Source organism: Nocardia sp. CA-107356 (genome assembly GCF_050946365.1).
Lineage (GTDB): Bacteria > Actinomycetota > Actinomycetes > Mycobacteriales > Mycobacteriaceae > Nocardia.
This window is the reverse complement of sequence record NZ_CP191992.1, coordinates 4,793,910-4,812,293: the sequence shown is the minus strand read 5'-3', so window position 1 is coordinate 4,812,293 and position 18,384 is coordinate 4,793,910. Positions and strand designations below refer to the sequence as shown.

Sequence of the window (18,384 nt, the reverse complement as noted above, 5' to 3'; positions counted from 1 at the left end):
TCGACGTCACGTATCCGAAAGCAGTCCCAGATGACGAATAACCCACTCCCGCCGGACGACCTCGACTATTTGCCGGCAAGCGAACTCGCTCTGCTCGTCCGCCGACGCGAGGTCTCGCCGGTCGAACTCGTCGAACACGCCTTGCATCGCGTCGAGGCCCTCAACGGGCAGCTGAACGCATACCTCACCGTATGCGCCGACCAGGCGCTGCAGGCAGCGCACTTCGCCGAGCAGGAGGTCATGTCCGGAGACGGCTGGCTCGGTCCACTCCACGGCGTGCCGTTCTCGGTAAAGGACCTGGTCGAAACCGCGGGCGTCCGCACCACCTACGGTTCCCGCCTGCACGAGACCAACGTGCCCTACGCCGATGCCCTCGCGGTGGTGCGGCTGCGCCTGGCGGGCGCAATTCTCATCGGCAAGACCAATACCCCCGAATTCGGAATGCTCGGCGAGACAAGGAATCTGCTCGGTCCGGACTGCCGCAACCCGTGGGACCTGGCACGTACCACCGAAGGATCCAGCGGCGGCGCGGCGGCAGCGGTAGCGACTGGGCTGGGACCGATCGCGATAGGCACCGACGGCGTCGGTTCGATCATCGCGCCGTCCAGTGTGTGCGGCGTCGTCGGCTTCAAACCGACCACCGGCCGCGTGCCGATGTGGCCGACCCCACCCTCGTCACGCTTGTTCGTGGCAGTGGGTCCGATCACCCGAACAGTCGCCGACGCCGAGCTCGCGCTGGCGGTCATGAGTGGTCCGGATCGACGCGACCCGATCTCGCTGCGCCGGCCGATGCCCACGTGGACCGAGGCCGGCAACAACCGGCCGCCACGAGTGGCGTGGACGCCGGATCTGGGTCAATTCGCCGTCGACGGCGACGTCGTGTCCTCCTGTGAGCGAACCATCCGGGTGCTCGCGGAATCGGGTTGGTGCGTGGACAATGCCCATCCCGCCATTCCGAGTCCCTGGCCGACGTACGGTCCGCTGTTTCTCGCGGATGCCTGGCTCGAGCTCGGCGAGGCCGCTCAGAACTCGCCGGAACTCTTCCATCCCGAGGCGCTGGCCGATCTGCTCCCGGGACGGGATGTCCAGGCCGTGGAAGTCGTCACCGCGTTGAATCGCCTCACCCAGCTCCGGCGAACCATCGATGACTTCTTTCTCGACTACGACGTCCTCGCGATGCCCGCGACCGCGACGACGGCATTTCCGATCGGGCAGCCACCCGCAGCGATCGGCGGGCGCCGGGTCGAACCCGACTGGACGACGTACATGCCGTTCGCCGCAGCCTGGAATATGGGCGACAATCCGGCCGTCACCATTCCCTGCCCACCGACAGCAGGTGGGCTGCCCGTCGGCCTGCTGCTCGTTGCCCGGTGTGGTCGCGAGGACCTCCTGTTCCATACCGCGCGCGTTATCGAGGAGGCTATTCCCTGGTCGTCGCGCCGACCAGAGCTGCGCGCTTCCGGTGGGACAGACACTGCACTGTGGGCCTGAAAGCACTCGGCCGCCCAGGGTTTCGGCTGTTCAGCCGGGCCCCGGGCGGCCTCGTTTCCAGTGCTCCGGCTAACCGGATTCGGCGCCGAACATTTCCCGCATCGCCTGCTCGATGTCGGCGCTCGAGCTGCCGACCCAGAACGCCACCGACGGGACTCCGAAGGTGAACTCGAAGCTCAGGCCACTCGGTATGTACACGAACCCACCGGACTCGACGGTCGTGGTGTGGCCACCGGCGCAGAAATCCAGCCGCCCGTCGATAACGTAGAGGACCTCGTCATTACCGTTGTCCACGGCACCGTGATAGCCCGCATCACCGCGAACAAAGCCGGCAGCCATCGAGGCCAGTGGAAAGATGCCGTTCTTGTCACGCCCCTGGGCGAATTCGACCCGTTCGTCGACTCGGCGGAAATCGCTTGCGGTCGTTGCGATATGGACGATCTGCTGTGCTCTCATCTCTCATCTCTTGGATCGTTGACGGAATGTGGTGGGCCGCACCGCTAGTCGAGCCGCCGACCGATTCTGCGATAGACCTCCGGTCGCCATATACGAAGAACGAACCCGTAGGCGATACCTGCCACCAGAACGACCAGCAGCGCCGCGGGTACGAGATAGTTGAAGACCGAGTCGCGGCCCGCCAAGGCCGACGGGTTCGCCAGCGCCAGGCCTAGAATCGTCGCCAAGCCGAGCAATGCCATGGCCGAGGAGACCAGCATGGAAACGGTCACAGTCGGCAGATTCCTGTTCTGCACGAAGTAGACGAAGATGCTCGCGCTGACCAGTACATAGCTGGCCAGCAGCGGGATGCCTGCGATGAACAACGCCCACGTGAAAATGTCGGTCGCTGAAAATCCGCACCCGGCGACCGCGAGCGTCAACGCGACGCTCACGCCGCCCAGCACCAGCGCGGCCCGATACGGCGAACGATGCCGTGGGTGCGCACCACCCAGCATCTGCGGAAGTACACCGTCACGGCCCATCGAGTACAGGTAGCGGCATACCGTGTTGGCGTAGGACAGCTGGCACGCGAACACACTGGTGATCAGCAGATAACTGGTGATCGTCATCACGGTGGAGCCCAGATAGAGTTGGACACCACCGAAGAACATCCCGGCGGAGTCCGCTTGCGCTTTGCCGACCGCTTCGTCGACCCCGAAGGCCGTGATCATGCACCAGGCCGACAGCGCATAGAAGACCGCGATGAAGCACACGGACAAATACGTGCTGCGCCGGATCGTGCGCGCCGGATCTGCGACTTCCTCGCGGAACAGCGTCGTCACCTCGAATCCCACGAACAGCAGAAAGGCGAACAGCGCAGCGATCGGGAGCGCACCCGACAGGGCCGAATGCAAGGTGAACGAGTCGAGTGAGCGCCCGGTCGGCCCGCCGCGAATGCCGACAGCAAGATCGAAGACCAGGACGATGGCCACTTCGAGCGCCATCAGCACGGTCATCACCCGGACGGAAGCATCGATCTTGCGGTAGGCGAGCACTGTGACAACGCAGATGAAACCGAGCGTGTAGATCCACCACGGCACAGGCTCACCCGCGAGTTGAGCATGAATTGTCGTGCTGGCGACACTCCCACCGAAGACACAGAACCCGAATCCGCCGACCAGATATCCGAGGGTCGTCAACAGCCCGGTACCCACGCCGACCGCGCGGCCCAGGCCGAGGGAGACATAGGCGTAGAACCCGCCGGCATTCGGCACGAGCTGAGTCATTCTGGTGTAGCCGGCCGAAAAAATGAGAACCAGAATGCCGACACCAATGAAGGTGACAGGTGTGCCCACACCATTTCCACTGGCAATGATCAGGGCGACGTAGCCGGCCACACCGCCCAGCGGCGCGGTGAATGCCAGGACTGCGGATACCACGCCGAGCACACCGAGCCGCCCGCCCAACCCGACCGCCGGACCGGAACTCGAGTACTCGGCCGCGACCGTGCCTTCATTCGCATCATCGATCGAGGAAGTCATCGTCTACTGCCTTCCGCTGCGCCGGTACACGTCCGGCTTGCGGCTGCCACCAGACCCGGCACACCGAGCCGGCCGCGCAACCCCGGTGGCGCTTCGGCCGGACGATGCGCCGAATATTCGGAATTCGAGTCGCTGGGGACGTCGCTCACACTGCTGGAAACGGGAGGTGCGCTCACGGTATTACTTTCGGTTCGGGGTGACGGCGCTCGAATGAGCAACCTGACCGGATGATCGATACCTCGTCAGGGGCCCCTACTACGATGACGAAGACTTCCACTGCCGCCCGGCACATGCCGGTCTGCGCGGTAGCGAAAATCCCGGGTCCGCATCCCGGGACTTCCGCACCGGCAAATCTTTGGCCTCTCAGCTGAATTGGATGAAAGTCGATTTCGGCTCGAGGTAGGCGGAAAGCCCTTCCTCGCCGTGCTCCCGACCGATGCCCGAGGCTCCGAATCCGCCGAACGGCGCCGCCGGATCACCCAGGCCCCAGCAGTTCACGTACACCGATCCGGCGCGCAGCAGGGCGGCAAACTTGTGCGCCGAAGCGAGACTCTGCGTGAAAACGCCTGCGGCCAAACCATATTCGGTGTCGTTCGCCCGTTCGGCCACCTCTTCGACGGATTCGTACGGCTGGGCGACGAGGACCGGGCCGAAGATCTCCTCGCGGACGATTTCGGCGTTGTCGTCGGTCGTGGTGAACAGCGTCGGATCGACGAAGTAGCCGGCCCGGCCCGAATCGGTCCGCCCGCCGGCGACCAACTCGGCCGATTTCCGGCCGCTTTCGATGTAGCCCGCCACCCGAGCGTGCTGGTCCTGGCTGACCAGCGGGCCCAGATAGGCGTCGTCGTCGAAGGCGCCGCCGACGACGCTCGTCCGCGCCTTCTCGGCAATCCCCTCGACGACCTGATCGAAGATGCTGCGGTGCACCAGCAGTCGCGACGACGCCGAGCACACCTGTCCCGAGTTGAAGTAGATTCCGGCGAACGCGCGCTTGACGACCGTGTCGAGATCGGCATCCGGCATGACGACCAGCGGTGACTTGCCGCCGAGTTCGAGGGTCACCGACTTCAGGTCACGACCCGCGCGCTCGGCGATGGCACGCCCGACCGCCGTCGACCCGGTGAAGGCGATCTTGTCCACACCCGGATGCGCGACCAGCGCCTTGCCGGTTTCCCCGTCTCCGGCAACGACATTGAGCACGCCGGGCGGGATACCGGCCTCGAGCGCGAGCTGTCCTAGCCGAATCGCGGTCAGCGGCGTCTGCTCGGCGGGCTTGAGCACCACGGTGCAGCCGGCGGCCAGGGCGGGCGCGATCTTCCAGACCGCCATGACCAGCGGAAAGTTCCACGGCACGATCTGGCCGCAGACACCGACCGGCTCCCGGGTGGTGTAGCAGAAAACGTCTTTCCCGCGCACCGGGAGGGTGCGTCCTTGAATTCTGGCCGGGGTACCGACGTGGTAGCGCAGGTTGGCGATGGCACCGGGAACATCGACCTGGCGGGCGAACCGCCGCGGCTTGCCATTGTCGAGCGATTCGAGGTCGGCGAGTTCGTCGGCGTGCGATTCCACCAAGTCGGCCAGCCGTCCCAGCAGCAGGCTGCGCTCGGCGGCCGCCATCCGCCGCCACGGTGAGCCGGTTTGGAACGCATGCCGCGCAGCCTGGACCGCCAGGTCGACATCGGCAGCGGTACCGTAGGCGACCTTACCCAGCACCGCCTCGGTGGACGGGTCGACGGTGTCGAAGGTCGAACCATCCTGGGACGGTGTCGATTTGCCGTCGATGATGTGATGGTGCTGTTCTACCGCGAGAAAAGCGCGGGCCTGCTCGGTAACACTGTCGTGCACGGTGACGGACGTACTCATGAAGCTCTCCTTTGACGACGCGGGCTGCTCGGAAATCGGATCAGCCGATGCCATCGGCCCCGGGAAATTGGTTGACGATCAGGTGGTCGGTGCGGTGCTCAGCGCTTTGCGGCGCAGCTTGCCCAGATGGTCGCGCGGCAATTCATCGACGAATTCGATGATCCGCGGCGCCTTGTACAGCGACATCTTCGATTTCGCGAAATCTCTGATACTGCTACGCATTTCGTCGCCGGTCTGGGCATCGTCGCGCGCACAGACGAACGCCTTGACGACCGTTGTGCTGTCCGGCATGGCGAAGGCCGTTACGGCGACGTCCCGGATATCGGGATGCAATTTCAGCACCTCCTCCACTTCCACCGCGGCCACGTTGCGGCCGCTGATCCGCATCATGTCGTGGACTCGGGAACGGAAGTAGAACCAGCCGTCTTCGTCGATGACGACCTCGTCGTCGCTGAGATTCCAGCCGTCGCGCTGGTCTGCTTTCATCAACGCGGCAATGTCCGGGTTGAGGTTGGTCCAGTAGGTCGGCCCCACCGGTCCGCGGAACGCGAAACGTCCGGCCAGTCCCGGAGCTTCGGGCACCAGTTCACCGTCGGCGGTCACGATCGCGACCTCGATGCCCGGGATCGGCAGACCGATCGATGCCGCCGGCCCCACCTTCCGTCCCGCGATCAGCGATGTGATGAGAGTGCTCTGAGTTGTCACGCAGCCGTATGAATTCGCCAGCGGTGCAGCCGGGCACACCTGCAGCCAACGGTCGCACAGCTCGGGGGTCAGGCCTTCGCCGCCGGCCTTGGCCAGCCGCAGGCTGAGCTGCGGTGTCGAATCGCCCATGGCGTCGAGCATCCGGGCGTACATCGCCGAGATTCCCGCGAAATAGGTGACGCGGTAACGAATCAGCAGTTCGAGGCAGTCCGCGCCGGTCGGCCGGTCCTTGTATACCGTGGGGATCAGCGCGCGCAGCGGGTAGTTGATCTTCTCCATGTTGCCGAATGCGTGCCCGACGGGTGCGTGCGTCATCCAGACGTCGTCGCTGCGCGGCCGCCTGGTCGACCAGATCGCCATGTCGGTCGGCTGGTGCGTCTCGTGGAAATGGGTATAGATGACACCCTTCGGCCGCCCAGTCGTACCGCCTGTGTAGTAGACGCTCGCCGCGTCGAGCGGAGCGGTCGCGGCGATCTCGACCACCGAACTGCCGGTCCGCACCAGCTCACCGAACGAATGATGTGGCGATCCCGCAGGGGCAGCCGGCGACACGACCACCCCCCGCACGGTGGTCGAACCCGGCTGCGCCACAGCCTCATCGACAACCTCCAGACGAGCATCCTGGGCGACGACGAAGGACACCTCGGCATCGGCCACGACGTACGCGAGTTCGGCGGGACCATCCTGCAGGCCCGAGGGGATCGCGATTCCTCCGGCGATCAGGATGGCCAGCTTGGTGATTGCCGCGTCGGCCACTTCACCGAAACGGTAGAGCACACGGTCACCGGGCTGCAGGCCCAATGCCCGCAGACTGTTGGCCAATCGGTTGGCGCTGTCCCAGATCGCCCCGAAGGTCAGTTCGATACCGCGGGTCTCGTCGTAGATCCCGACTCGATTCGACGCTTCCGGAGTATTCGCGAGCTGGCGACCCAGCAATTCGAAACCCGCGTTCAGTTGCGGAGCGTGAATCGCCGTGTGCATCCACGGAATAGGGAAATAGTAGGTCGCCGCGCAGTCGCCCGGCGGCAGGAAACGTTCGGGTACATTCCGAAACATACTCGTGCCGCTGACCGGAGCACCCAGCACGGGGGAATGGGTCGGGTCTTTCAAATCTCTCACCTCACCGTGTGAAAATATGGACGCTGCATGCGTCGCCCTCGATCTCCGGGAACGAGCCGCCGAAGATGTGGGTGAGACCGACACGTGCACCCACGACTTGGCGGTCTTTCGCCTCGCCTCGAAGCTGGGTGACGATTTCGTGGACCTGCGCCAGTCCCGTCGCTCCGAGCGGATGACCGCGGGCGATCAGGCCACCGCTGGGGTTGATCGCGACGCCCTTGCCATCGATATCGGCGTATCCGTCGGTGATGTAGCGGGCGCCGTACCCCTGGGCGCACAACCCCAGGCTCTCGACGTGCAGCGGTTCGGAGATCGTGAAAGGCTCGTGCACCTCACACAGGTCCAGATCCTCCGGGCCGACGCCGGCCTGCGCGTAAGCCAGGTTCGCCGTCCGTCTCGTCGTCTCGCGACGCACTCCGGTCCGATCCGCGGGTCCACCCGAGGCCAGCGCACCGCCGGCGATCCGGATCGCCCGATGTATACCCAGCCGGCGGGCAGCCGACTCACTGACGACTATCGCCGCCGCGGCCCCGTCGACGTTGGGACAGCACTGCAATCGAGTCAACGGCTCGGCGATCATCGGAGAGCCCAGAACCTCGTGTACGGTCACCGGAGAGCGGAAGTGCGCGAATTGGTTCATCGCTCCGTTCGCACGGTTCTTGACCGCTACGGCGGCGAGATCGGCTGCGCTCACATCGCATTCATGCATGTATCGAGCCGCGGTCAGGGCGTAGATGCCCGGGATCGGCACCGCCACCTTCAGCGGGTCGCGCTGCGCCGGCTCGATCGGGCCCGAACTCTTCGCGGTGAGGATATCTATACCGACAACAAGAGCCACATCGATGGCGCCGGCCTCGATCCACATGACCGCCTCGCGGAGCGCGGATCCCCCACTGGCACAGGCCGCCTCGACATTCGTAATCGGCATGCCGGTCATCTCCAGGCCGGAGAGCACGCGCTGCCCGATTCCCACCCCGCCCTGCACCGAGCCGAAGAACGCGGCGTCGATCGCCGTCCGCTCGATATCCGCATCGCGAAGGGCGGCCAAGATGGCCCGTCCACCGAGGGTCTCGGCCGCAATGCCATTCCATTTCGTGAATCGGGTCATTCCGACGCCGAGAACAAAGGCGGTCATTGCGTCACCTCAACGCCGGTTGGGCAGGCAGCGACGGCCAGTCCTGCCTGGTCGAGCCCCGCCGCCCCCGGCATCGGCACCAATTCGACGACATCGCCGATTACCACTCGGTCCGCACCGTCGCCGACGACCACGGTGCGGAGCCGAATACCTTCGGCGAAGTCGACCAACGCGACCGTATAGGGCACCGGAGTTCCGGGAAATCCGCGATGCACCACGGTCTTGCTGTAGATCGTCGCTTTTCCCGAGAGTTCGATTGCGGTCGCCGATTCGCTCGCACACCGGCGGCAGATCAGGTGGCGGCTGGGCAGGCGCACAACGCTGCACGAATTGCATTGCCAACCAAGAGGTCTCGCTCGGCCGTTCGTATCGAGGAACCACAGGCGAGCTCGGTCGCGCAGGACCTCGACAGTGGGTACTTCGAGGACGTCAGTCATGGCAGCCTCCGGCGATCGGGTGCTCCCGGAGAAAGCCCAGGGTGGTCGCGGTGAACTCCGTTGCCATCTCCCACGGGAACGCATGGCTGGCCCTCGGGCCGGTGAACACCTTGAATTCGGCGTTGTAGATGCTGCGAGCCACCTGCTCGGAATACCGCGGCGGGATCATCACATCATTGGCTCCCGCAGTGACCAGCGTCGGCGCCTGGATCAGCGGCAGCTTCGCAAGGGAGTCGTGGTTCGCGTTGGCGACCATGTGCCCGCGCATCCCGGCGGCGTTGCGCTCGGCATTCGGATTCTCGACGTAGCACATGGTGACCATCTCGGCGACCGTCGCCGGTGCGCGCGTCTCGAGGTAGTCCGCGCTCAGCATCCACATCATGGTGATGCGGAATGCCGCCCGCTGGTCGCCGTGCGCGAGGGCGAATCCGCTCGTGTAACCGAATGCCCGGCGCAGCCATTCGTCGTTGCGCGCCTTGGTCGCGTGCAGTTGCAGGCTGTGCACCACCTCGGGATGCCGAATCGCCAGCTGCTGGCCGATACTGGCGCCGAGCGAGTGCCCGCTGACGTGGCTGGGACCGAGGTCGAGCGCGCGGATCAATGCCGCGATATCGTCGGCCATGATCTCGGCGCTGTAGCCCTCGACACCCGGGATATCCGAGTCGCCGGATCCCCGGTTGTCCACAACGATCACGTCATACCGGCTGGCGTACACAGGCAGCTGCAGGTCCCAGAACCGACCATCGGTCCCGGTACCCGGCAGCAGGATCAACGGCTCACCTGCACCGCATCGCCCGTAGCTCAACCGAACTCCGGTATCGAGCGTGACCTCGCCGCGACACACCTCGGGATACCCGGGCGCCGTCACTGCGTCACCGCCGTACCTCTGACCTCGAGCTTCGCCTCCGGATCGATGAGCCGAGATATCTCGATGATCGTCGTGGCAGGGAAATGCTTGCCGATGTGACGGAGCCAGGCAGCGCCCAGGCTGTCGCGGCAGTCCAAGTACTCCTGCATGCTGGTGATGTAGATCACCAGCTCGCAGATGTCGGTCCCGGCCGCACCGGCTGCGTTCACCACTGCGGCCACATTGGCGAGCGCCTGATCCCATTGAGCGGCGAAATCGCCGGCCACACATTTCTGGGTTTCGGGATCCCAGGGCAGCTGGCCCGCGATGTGGATCTGCCGATGGGCCGGGTCGACGATCGCATACGAGTACCCGCTGGCGCGCGCCCAGCCCTCCGGCCGGACGGTGGTCAATTGGCTCACTGTTTTCCTAACTGGTTCCTGCGAGAGGGGCTGGTCCCTGCGATGGGACTACGGCAGATACGGGCCGACCCGGCTGAGCCGGCTCAGCAGCTGGCGGTACCCGAGCGCGATCGCGTCCGGCACCTTCAGGTGAAGCTCCTCGCGAAGCTCGACCGGAATATGCTCCGGCCGCTGACTCTCCACGATGACCTGGTCCTGATCGAACACCAGCCCGACGAGCTTCCCGTCGTATTCGGCGTCGGGAACGTCGAGCGAGTAGTTGCGGCACGACGCGTAGAAGATGCGCGTCAGATGCTCGTCGACCGGTGAATGAAATGCCGCCCAGCACATGACATTCTGTTCGAATCCACCAGTCGAGCCCCCGGCCTCGCCCGCAGGTGCCAGACCAGACTTCTTGGCGAAAACTGTGAACGGTGCATGGATCTGCCACTCCCAGGACACCGGGCCGTCCCTATACATCGACCGCAGTCCATACTCGGTCGGTTCCACCACGTGCTCATGGATCACCGGCCCGTCCTGCAACGGAATCAAATCCCGGTGCACAAAGTTCAGATGCGACAGATCAGCGGCATTCTCAGTGGCCCGACCGGCGTTTGCGCGCCATTCCTTGGGCAGAATGGAATGCCCGTGGACGCCAGGGGCCTCCCACATGTCCTCCGGCCAGCTTGGGATGTCGCAGCGCGGCTCTTCGAGCGCTACCCAGACCAGGCCGTACTTTTCGACCGCCTGATATTTGCGGATCCTCGCCTTTCGGGGAATTGCGCCGCCCTCCCCGAGCTGGGGAATATGCACACATGCTCCGGTGCGGTCGTATTTCCAGCCATGGTAGGCGCACGTCAGAACACCACCCTCAGCGCTGCCCAGCGAGAGCGCCACGCCGCGGTGAATGCAGAGATCCTGGAATGCCACGACGCCGTCGGCATCACGGAGCAGTACGATACGCTCACCGAGCAGTGAGAAAGCCGTGGGCTGGTCACCGACTTCGCTGACATGAGCGACCGGATGCCAGAATTCCGCGAGCGATGCGCCGGCTATCTGATCTCCGAACGATCGACTGGTAATAGGCTGGACTGACACGTTGTTCCTCGCTGCTTCTCACACATCGCTGACGGAATAGTCCGCCCGCGGCTCTCGGAAATCGACCGGAGATGGACTCGTTTTCGGCCGGCGGAATTCCGGGAAGACGTAGTTACCGAGCATCTTCATCGACCGCACAATTTCATGGTGCGAAATGCCGGCATGGTTGATGTTGATCTCGTCGACTCCGAGCGACTCGTAGAGCCGCACCATCTCGATCCAGTGGTCCGGATCGCCGGAAATGATCACGCCGTTGCCGCGGAGCTTGTCGTACTCGTACCGCCCGGCGCGCGCGCTGACCTCTTGGAGGTCGGGCTTCTCCCTGCTGAGCTTGGCCTGATACATCGTGTCCGCGTCACGAATCCAGTCGATGAACGGCGGCCCGGCGATCTCTCGAGCCTGCTCATTGGTGGTCCCGCAATATCCGCGCAGCCCGAGCACGACCCGGCTATTGCTCTGGTACGGGCCCACTGGCTCCGGATTTTTGGCCGCGTCGTGATACATCGCGATCCGCTCGGCGAACTTGTCGAACGAGACGCCAGTCGGACCGGTCATGAGTCCCAGGCCCAGCCGTCCGGCGTTCACATGCGACTCCGGGCTGATGGCGGCGTAGAAGATCGCCGGGTGCGGCTGCTGGACCGGCTTGGGGCACAGTTTCCGCGGCGGAATCTTGTAGAACTTGCCCTCATACGAGAATTCACCCTCGGCACACCAGGCACCGGTGATGATGGCCAGCGATTCCGCATAGCGCTCATAGGCTTCCGCGAGCGGCACTTCGAACGCTTCGAATGCGAGCATGGAATTGCCGCGGCCGGTACCGAACTCCACTCGCCCGTTGGAAAGAATATCCAGCGTGGCGACCCGCTCGGCCACCTGCAGCGGATGATAGAGCGGCAATGTCGCAGTCGTCGTGCGAATTGTGATGTGGCGGGTGTTCTTGGCGACCACGGCATGAAGAAGATCCGGCGCGGAAATCAGCGCGGAGGGTGAAAAGAAATGCTGATCGGAGGCTCCGACCGAGTCGAAGCCCAACTCTTCGGCAAGCAGCATCTGCTCGACTGTCTCATGGTACCGGCGGGCAGTGTCGGTCTCGCCGAACATGGTTGCCTCAGTCACATATCCGAATCGCAATGCTGCTCCTCTGACGTCTGCTAGTAGTTTCGCCACGATGCTCCGGCGCGGAACTCGAAGTGGTCAAGAATCGCCCCCATCGATTAGCCGATCGGGTTATGCGCGATGCGCGAGGGCAGGTGCGGCTAGCCCATCGGTATCAGTGGGCATTGCCGGCCCTACGGCAGCGTGGCAGCATCGCCGGAACCTGTCCGCTGTGCCCCTTGTAAACCTCGGCGTGCAGGTATTCCTCACCTGGGGAAGCCGCGCCCCAGGTGAGGAACCCATACATCGGCCCCACTCGAGCCGGGACCCGGCGGCCGGACACGGCCGCGGTCCAGGTCGGTCAACCCGAGGACTGAAATTGCCCTACGTCATCACGCAACCGTGCTGCAACGACGCCACCTGTGTGGAGGTGTGCCCGGTGGATTGCATCCGTCCGAAGCCGGATGATCCGACCTTCGCGACCACGGAAATGCTCTATATCGACCCGGACACCTGCATCGACTGCGGGGCCTGCGCCGATGCGTGCCCCGTCGAGGCAATCGTTCCGGCCGACGAGTTGACGGCGCGGGACGCTCGGTACGAGCAGATCAATGCGGACTACTTCCAGCGATTTCCGTTGGAGTCCGGTTGGGATGTGTTCGGTGTACCGGCACAGGACAACAGTCCGCAGGGCATCACTCCCCAGGCACCGGCCCGGATCGCGATCGTCGGCGCCGGCGCCTCGGCCTGCTATGCCGCCGGCGCGCTGACCACACGACTCGGCGAGTCGGTCGAAGTGGAGATGTTCGATCGCCTGCCGACGCCGTGGGGTCTCATCCGGGCTGGCGTCGCTCCCGATCACCAGGGCACCAAGAAAGTGACGAATTCCTTTCGGTCGGTGGCCGAGCCACCTGTACACCTGCATCTCAATGTCGACGTCGGAACACACCTGACGCACGAAGAATTAATGGCGCATCACCACGCGGTGATCTATGCGAACGGAGCAGCCGGAGATCGCAGCCTCGGCGTACCCGGCGAAGATCTGTCAGGTTGTCATGGGGCCACCGCGTTCGTCGCCTGGTACAACGGCCACCCCGACTATGCGGACCTCGAGGTCGACCTGTCGGGCGAACGGGCCGTCATCATCGGCAACGGCAATGTCGCGCTCGACATCGCTCGAATTCTGGTGACCGACCCGGATGAGCTCGCGCGCACCGACATCGCAGACCACGCACTGGAAGCCTTGCGCCGCAGCACCATTCGAGAAGTCCTGGTGCTCGGCCGACGCGGCCCGGCCCAGGCTGCATACACCAGTCCGGAACTGCTGGGGCTCGGCCATATCCCGGGCGTAGACATCGTGATCGATCCCGCCGACCTGGTGCTCGACGACCGCAGTCGCGCTCTGCTCGACGACGAAGCAGACCCCGCGACCGTGCTCAAGGTCCAGATCGCGGAGGATTTCGCTGCGCTCACTCCGCACACCGGCAACAAGCGAATCGTGCTGCGCTATCTCACCTCTCCCGCCGAGGTGCTGGGTCGTGACTACGTCGAAGGGCTGCGGATCGTGCACAACGAACTCGCCCAGGACGAGAACGGCCGACTCGCCGCTGTCGCTACGAACCGCACCGAAACCATCGACACTGGGCTCGTTCTGCGCTCGATCGGATTCCGCGGAATCGCGATACCGGGCCTCCCGCCCGTCAACCAGGCCGGTGCTCTTCCGAATACCCAGGGCCGGGTGCTCGATGAACAGGGGCATCCGCTGCGTGGGGTCTACACCACCGGCTGGCTCAAGCGCGGACCTTCGGGCGGTATCGGCACGAACCGGCATTGTGCGCATGAAACGGTCGCCATGGTCCTCGACGATCTGGTCGCTGGCGATCTGCCCGCGCCCGTCCGCGACCGCCAGGCCCTCGCAGCTCTGATCATCGAGCGTCAACCCGACGCCATCGACTGGGCCGGATGGCAAGCAATCGATGCGGCCGAACGCGAAGACGGGCTGGCAGTAGGCCGACCCCGCCTGAAGATCACCTCGCCCGCGGCGGCAGTTGCCGTCGCCAAGAATCAGTCATCCCCCCTCGGAGAGAGTAAGTGAACATCGACGGAGCAATTGCCATCATCACCGGCGGGGCATCCGGCCTGGGCAATGCCACAGCACGCGCGCTACACGCCCGCGGGGCGCGGGTCGTACTGGTTGACCTCCCCTCGTCCCCGGGCGACGCGGCGGCCGAGGGCATCGGAGACCGCGCATTCTTCGTGGCCGCCGACGTCACCCGTCCCGATCAGGCCTCGGCCGCAGTCGATTTCGCTTCCTCGCTCGGCCCGCTCCGCATCGTCGTCAATTGCGCCGGTATCGCAACCCCGGGAAAGGTGCTGGGACGCAACGGAATCCTGCCACTGGACGAATTCGACCGGGTCATCCGTGTCAACCTGATCGGCACATTCAACGTGCTCCGCCTGGCAGCCGACAAGATCGCCGCGACCGAACCCCGAGGCGAAGAACGCGGCGTCGTCATCAACACCGCATCGGTCGCCGCATTTGACGGCCAGATCGGCCAACCGGCCTACGCGGCGTCCAAAGGCGGCGTCGCGGCAATGACGCTCCCCATTGCCCGTGAACTTGCCCGCCACCTCATCCGCGTCGTCACCATCGCACCCGGAATCTTCGAAACCCCCATGATGGCAAGCCTTCCCGAGGACGCACAGAAGTCGCTCGGACAGCAGGTGCCACACCCGTCGAGGCTCGGCAAGGCCACCGAATACGCCGCCCTCGCAACGCACATCGTCGAGAACCCCATGCTGAACGGCGAGACCATTCGCCTCGACGGTGCGATCCGAATGGGCCCGAAATAGCACTCCGCAGTATCGATATATAAAGAATCAGCCGCCGGCCCGGCGATGCGCCCAATTCCGCGTCGCCGGGCCTCGCGGTGTAACGACATCGCGAATCCATTTCTTGATTAGCCCTATGGGTAGTAAGCCCGTCAGTTCTCTTGACGCAACCCGAGGCCCAGAGAAGCATTATCTCGACGACGTTCAGGCCAAGAGAGACAACTCTCACTATGGACATATTCGTTCGGCCGACCAGCCGGCATCTGTCCACTCGACGATTCCGGACAGGCGTTCGTCGCGATTGATCGGGTCCTCCTGATCTCACCCGATTCCACGGAGCACCCACCGAACCGGCAACCGTTCGATTGCCGTACGACAAAAGTGAGAGTGACAACTGATGCCATCCAATGACGAGCTGTACGAGGACACCTACGACGCGGTGATCATCGGCGCCGGATTCGCCGGTGCGGTCGTCGCGCGCGAGCTGGCAAACCGCGGCCTGCGCACAATGATTCTCGAAGCGCGCGATCGCGTCGGCGGGCGGACCTGGACGATTCGGACCAATGACGGCGAGCCCCTCGACATCGGTGGAACGTTCGTGCACTGGTCCCAGCCCAACTTCTGGTCCGAGATGACCCGTTACGGGCTCACCGGCGAGCTTGTCGACTCGGTCGACGTCGTGCCCGACTGGGTCCTCTCGCCCTCGGGTGGCGGCCTCGATTGGCGCTCCGCCGAGCGCCATGCCGAGATCGAGAAGCAGCTGATGGAGCGCTTCTTCGAGCAGTCGTGGACGGTCTTTCCCCGGCCGTACGACGCGCTCTACGCTCGTGACGAAGTAGCCGCCCTCGACCACATGACGATGCGCGACCGCCTCGATCAGCTCGGCTTGGCGCCGGATGACGACGCGCACCTGAGCGCCGTCCTGTCCGCGATGTCGATGAACACTGCCGAGGAGACCAGCTACCTGTCCCTGCTGCGGTGGTGGGCCTTGTGCGGGCACACCTACGAGGGATTGTGGTCGTCGCTGTCCAGCTACAAAATGAAGCACGGCACGATCACGCTCCTCGATGCGATCCTCGCCGACGCCGGAGCCGAGGTGCGGTTGTCCGCACCGGTCAAGCGTGTTGTTTCCGGAAGCACTGGCGTCGAGGTGACGCTGGCCAGCGGCGATGTCGTCACCGGTCGCGTCGCGGTGGTGGCCACGCCGAGTTCGCTCTGGCCGCAGCTGGAATTCTCCCCCGAGCTCTCCGCAGACCGGCTCGCCGCCGGGCGTGCCGGAATGCAGACGCCGCGCGGGTCGAAGGCCGTCGTCACGCTGAAGGGCGAGCCGCGAAACTTCCTGATCAACGGCCGTCCCGGCGATCCGATCAACCTCATGTGGACCGTGAATCGGATCTCTGATGACGAGCAGGTGGCGGTGTTCTACTGCGGTCCGTCGATGCAGGATCCTGAGGACCCCAAGGAGGTCGAAGTGGCTATCCATTCGCTGCTGCCGGACGTCGAAATCGGAGAGCTGCACGCCAGCCTCTACGATTCGGCCGATGAGTACGCGCTCGGCGGCTGGCCGATGCTCAAGCCGGGACAGCTGACCAAGTGGGCGCCGTACGAGACCTTTTCCAAGCCGGAGGGCCGGGTCGTCTTCGCGACCGGTGACATCGCCTCGCAGTGGACCTCGTTCATCGACGGCGCAATCGAGTCCGGCGTGCGCGCCGCTCGCGACGTTCGCGAGATTCTGCGTTGACCGGGCAGACGCCTTCTCCGGCCTACGACGTCGTGGTGATCGGTGCCGGCTTCGCCGGCGCCACGGCAGCACGAGAGTGCGCGACCCGCGGTTTGCGCACCCTGGTGCTCGAGGGCCGGGATCGTATCGGTGGCCGGACATGGAAATCGCAGCTGTCCGACGGAGAGACGATCGACCTCGGGGGGACGTTCGTCCACTGGTCTCAACCGCACATCTGGGCTGAGATCATGCGCTACGGGCTGAGCGGCGAAGTCGTCGACGCCAATGCCGCACCGGCCGACTGGGTGCTGTCAGCACACGGTGATGGGCTCGAGTGGGGTACCGCGGAGCAGCACGTCGAGCGTGAGAGGGCGCTCCTCGAGCGATTCTTCGAGGACTCCTGGCGAGTCTTTCCGCGCCCCGACGACCCGCTGTTTGCCGCCGACGCGGTGGCCGAGGTTGATCAGATGACGGTGCGGGATCGGCTCGACCAGCTCGATTTGGCTCCCGACGACGACGCGCACCTGAGCGCACTGCTGTCGACCCTGTCCGGCGAAGTCGCGGAACGGGGCAGCTTCTCCGCTTTGCTGCGGTGGTGGGCACTGGTCGGGCGCGGATATGACGCTCTGTGGCTCGCTTTGGCGAGCTACAAGCTCAAACGAGGCATGACAAGTTTGCTCGACGAGATTCTCGGTGATGGCGGGGCGGAGGTCCGCCTGGCCTCACCGGTCGAGGCAATCACGTCGAGTGACACCGGCGTCGAGGTGACCCTGGGCACCGGTGAGGTAATCGCTGCGGCGGCTGTTGTGGTCGCCACGCCGAGCGGTGTCTGGCCCTACCTGGAATTCACGCCGCCGCTCTCGCAAGAGCGGCTCGATGCTGCACGCGAAGGCTTGCAATCGCCGCGAGGATCGAAGGGCGTCGTCGTAATCAAGGGCGAGGCCCGGCGTATCTCCATCACCTCCCGCCCCGGCGACCCGCTCGCCCTGCTCTGGACCAGCCACCATCGGTCACCGGACGAGCAGGTCGCCCTGTTCTACTGCAGCCCGGCGATGGGCGATCCCGACGATCCAGAGGAAGTCGGTGCGGCCATCCGCAAGCTGCTGCCGGACGTCGAGGTCGTCGAGGTTCACAGCGGTAGCTGGGGCCCCGATGACGAGTTCACGCGGGGCGGTTGGCCGATTCTGTGGCCCGGGCAGCTCTCACGTCTGGCGCCCCACCAGACACTGACCAAGCCGGAAGGACGAATTGTCTTCGCGAGCGGTGAAATTGCCGCATTGTGGAGCTCATTCATCGATGGTGCGATCGAATCCGGCCTGCGCGCCGGCCGCGACGTAAGAGAAATCCTTCAGCGGTAACCGGTAGTGCGCAACATTCCGGATGTCCTCGTGTTCTCGCGGAGGCATCCGGAATTTGCGCCTGGTGGGGACTGATCGGGCTCTGGGAGTCTGCGTGCAGCCTCGTGCAGCGCTCCTGCAGATCTTCTTCGCGGATCCACACCTCTCCCCCACACCAACTCCGATCAATACTTCCCGGACACTACCCATGAGGACTTGAATGAGTCATACGTTAGGAACGTATCCGCTATCTCGGATTTCGAGCGTTTGCTAGACGGTATGAGGTCCCACTGAGGTATGGACCAGAGGCCCCGTCATCAGCAAC

The 18,384-nt window shown here is 64.7% G+C and carries 15 protein-coding genes; 5 read left to right on the top strand and 10 right to left on the bottom strand.

Annotation, left to right across the window (positions count from 1 at the left end; translation table 11 throughout):
• Positions 1–30 precede the first annotated feature (30 nt).
• Positions 31–1,491 (top strand): amidase, encoded by a 1,461-nt coding sequence (locus ACQP1G_RS21700; RefSeq protein ID WP_433207290.1) that lies wholly within the window; start codon positions 31–33, stop codon positions 1,489–1,491.
• 69 nt (positions 1,492–1,560) lie between these two features.
• Here the strand turns inward: ACQP1G_RS21700 and ACQP1G_RS21695 are convergent, their stop codons facing one another.
• The 10 genes from ACQP1G_RS21695 to ACQP1G_RS21650 all read right to left on the bottom strand — a co-directional run bounded on the left by ACQP1G_RS21695 (position 1,561) and on the right by ACQP1G_RS21650 (position 12,191).
• Positions 1,561–1,947: a cupin domain-containing protein gene (locus ACQP1G_RS21695; RefSeq protein WP_433207287.1), complete on the bottom strand. Its 387-nt coding sequence runs from the start codon at positions 1,945–1,947 to the stop codon at positions 1,561–1,563.
• A 44-nt stretch (positions 1,948–1,991) separates the two neighbouring features.
• Positions 1,992–3,470: an APC family permease gene (locus ACQP1G_RS21690; protein WP_433207284.1), complete on the bottom strand. Its 1,479-nt coding sequence runs from the start codon at positions 3,468–3,470 to the stop codon at positions 1,992–1,994.
• A 363-nt stretch (positions 3,471–3,833) separates the two neighbouring features.
• Positions 3,834–5,333, bottom strand: a complete 1,500-nt coding sequence (locus ACQP1G_RS21685; RefSeq protein WP_433207281.1) for an aldehyde dehydrogenase family protein — start codon at positions 5,331–5,333, stop codon at positions 3,834–3,836.
• Positions 5,334–5,411: 78 nt separating this feature from the next.
• Positions 5,412–7,148: a class I adenylate-forming enzyme family protein gene (locus tag ACQP1G_RS21680; RefSeq protein WP_433207278.1), complete on the bottom strand. Its 1,737-nt coding sequence runs from the start codon at positions 7,146–7,148 to the stop codon at positions 5,412–5,414.
• Positions 7,149–7,158: 10 nt separating this feature from the next.
• The gene (locus ACQP1G_RS21675) at positions 7,159–8,292 is read right to left on the bottom strand and encodes a thiolase family protein (protein ID WP_433207275.1); all 1,134 of its coding nucleotides are present in this window, start codon (positions 8,290–8,292) and stop codon (positions 7,159–7,161) included.
• Positions 8,289–8,729, bottom strand: a complete 441-nt coding sequence (locus tag ACQP1G_RS21670; protein WP_433207272.1) for a Zn-ribbon domain-containing OB-fold protein — start codon at positions 8,727–8,729, stop codon at positions 8,289–8,291. The genes ACQP1G_RS21675 and ACQP1G_RS21670 overlap by 4 nt, the downstream gene beginning before the upstream one ends.
• On the bottom strand, positions 8,722–9,597 hold the full coding sequence (locus ACQP1G_RS21665) for an alpha/beta fold hydrolase (protein WP_433207269.1): 876 nt from the start codon (positions 9,595–9,597) through the stop codon (positions 8,722–8,724). The genes ACQP1G_RS21670 and ACQP1G_RS21665 overlap by 8 nt, the downstream gene beginning before the upstream one ends.
• Positions 9,594–9,998: a RidA family protein gene (locus ACQP1G_RS21660; protein WP_433207266.1), complete on the bottom strand. Its 405-nt coding sequence runs from the start codon at positions 9,996–9,998 to the stop codon at positions 9,594–9,596. Before ACQP1G_RS21660 ends, ACQP1G_RS21665 begins: the two co-directional genes overlap by 4 nt.
• Positions 9,999–10,046: 48 nt before the next feature.
• Positions 10,047–11,075, bottom strand: coding sequence for a Rieske 2Fe-2S domain-containing protein (locus tag ACQP1G_RS21655; protein ID WP_433207263.1), 1,029 nt, complete (start codon positions 11,073–11,075; stop codon positions 10,047–10,049).
• An 18-nt stretch (positions 11,076–11,093) separates the two neighbouring features.
• Positions 11,094–12,191 carry an LLM class flavin-dependent oxidoreductase gene (locus ACQP1G_RS21650; RefSeq protein WP_433207260.1) on the bottom strand — a complete coding sequence of 366 codons (1,098 nt, stop codon included), beginning with the start codon at positions 12,189–12,191 and terminating at the stop codon, positions 11,094–11,096.
• A 358-nt stretch (positions 12,192–12,549) separates the two neighbouring features.
• On the opposite strand from ACQP1G_RS21650, the gene ACQP1G_RS21645 reads away from it, so the two are divergent.
• The 4 genes from ACQP1G_RS21645 to ACQP1G_RS21630 all read left to right on the top strand — a co-directional run bounded on the left by ACQP1G_RS21645 (position 12,550) and on the right by ACQP1G_RS21630 (position 18,080).
• A complete protein-coding gene (locus ACQP1G_RS21645) occupies positions 12,550–14,265 on the top strand; it encodes a 4Fe-4S binding protein (protein WP_433207257.1) in 1,716 nt (571 codons plus the stop codon).
• The gene (locus ACQP1G_RS21640) at positions 14,262–15,023 is read left to right on the top strand and encodes a 3-hydroxyacyl-CoA dehydrogenase (protein ID WP_433207254.1); all 762 of its coding nucleotides are present in this window, start codon (positions 14,262–14,264) and stop codon (positions 15,021–15,023) included. The genes ACQP1G_RS21645 and ACQP1G_RS21640 overlap by 4 nt, the downstream gene beginning before the upstream one ends.
• A 376-nt stretch (positions 15,024–15,399) precedes the next feature.
• Positions 15,400–16,743: a flavin monoamine oxidase family protein gene (locus tag ACQP1G_RS21635; protein WP_433207251.1), complete on the top strand. Its 1,344-nt coding sequence runs from the start codon at positions 15,400–15,402 to the stop codon at positions 16,741–16,743.
• Positions 16,740–18,080, top strand: coding sequence for a flavin monoamine oxidase family protein (locus ACQP1G_RS21630; protein WP_433207248.1), 1,341 nt, complete (start codon positions 16,740–16,742; stop codon positions 18,078–18,080). The genes ACQP1G_RS21635 and ACQP1G_RS21630 overlap by 4 nt, the downstream gene beginning before the upstream one ends.
• The last annotated feature ends 304 nt before the right edge of the window (positions 18,081–18,384 follow it).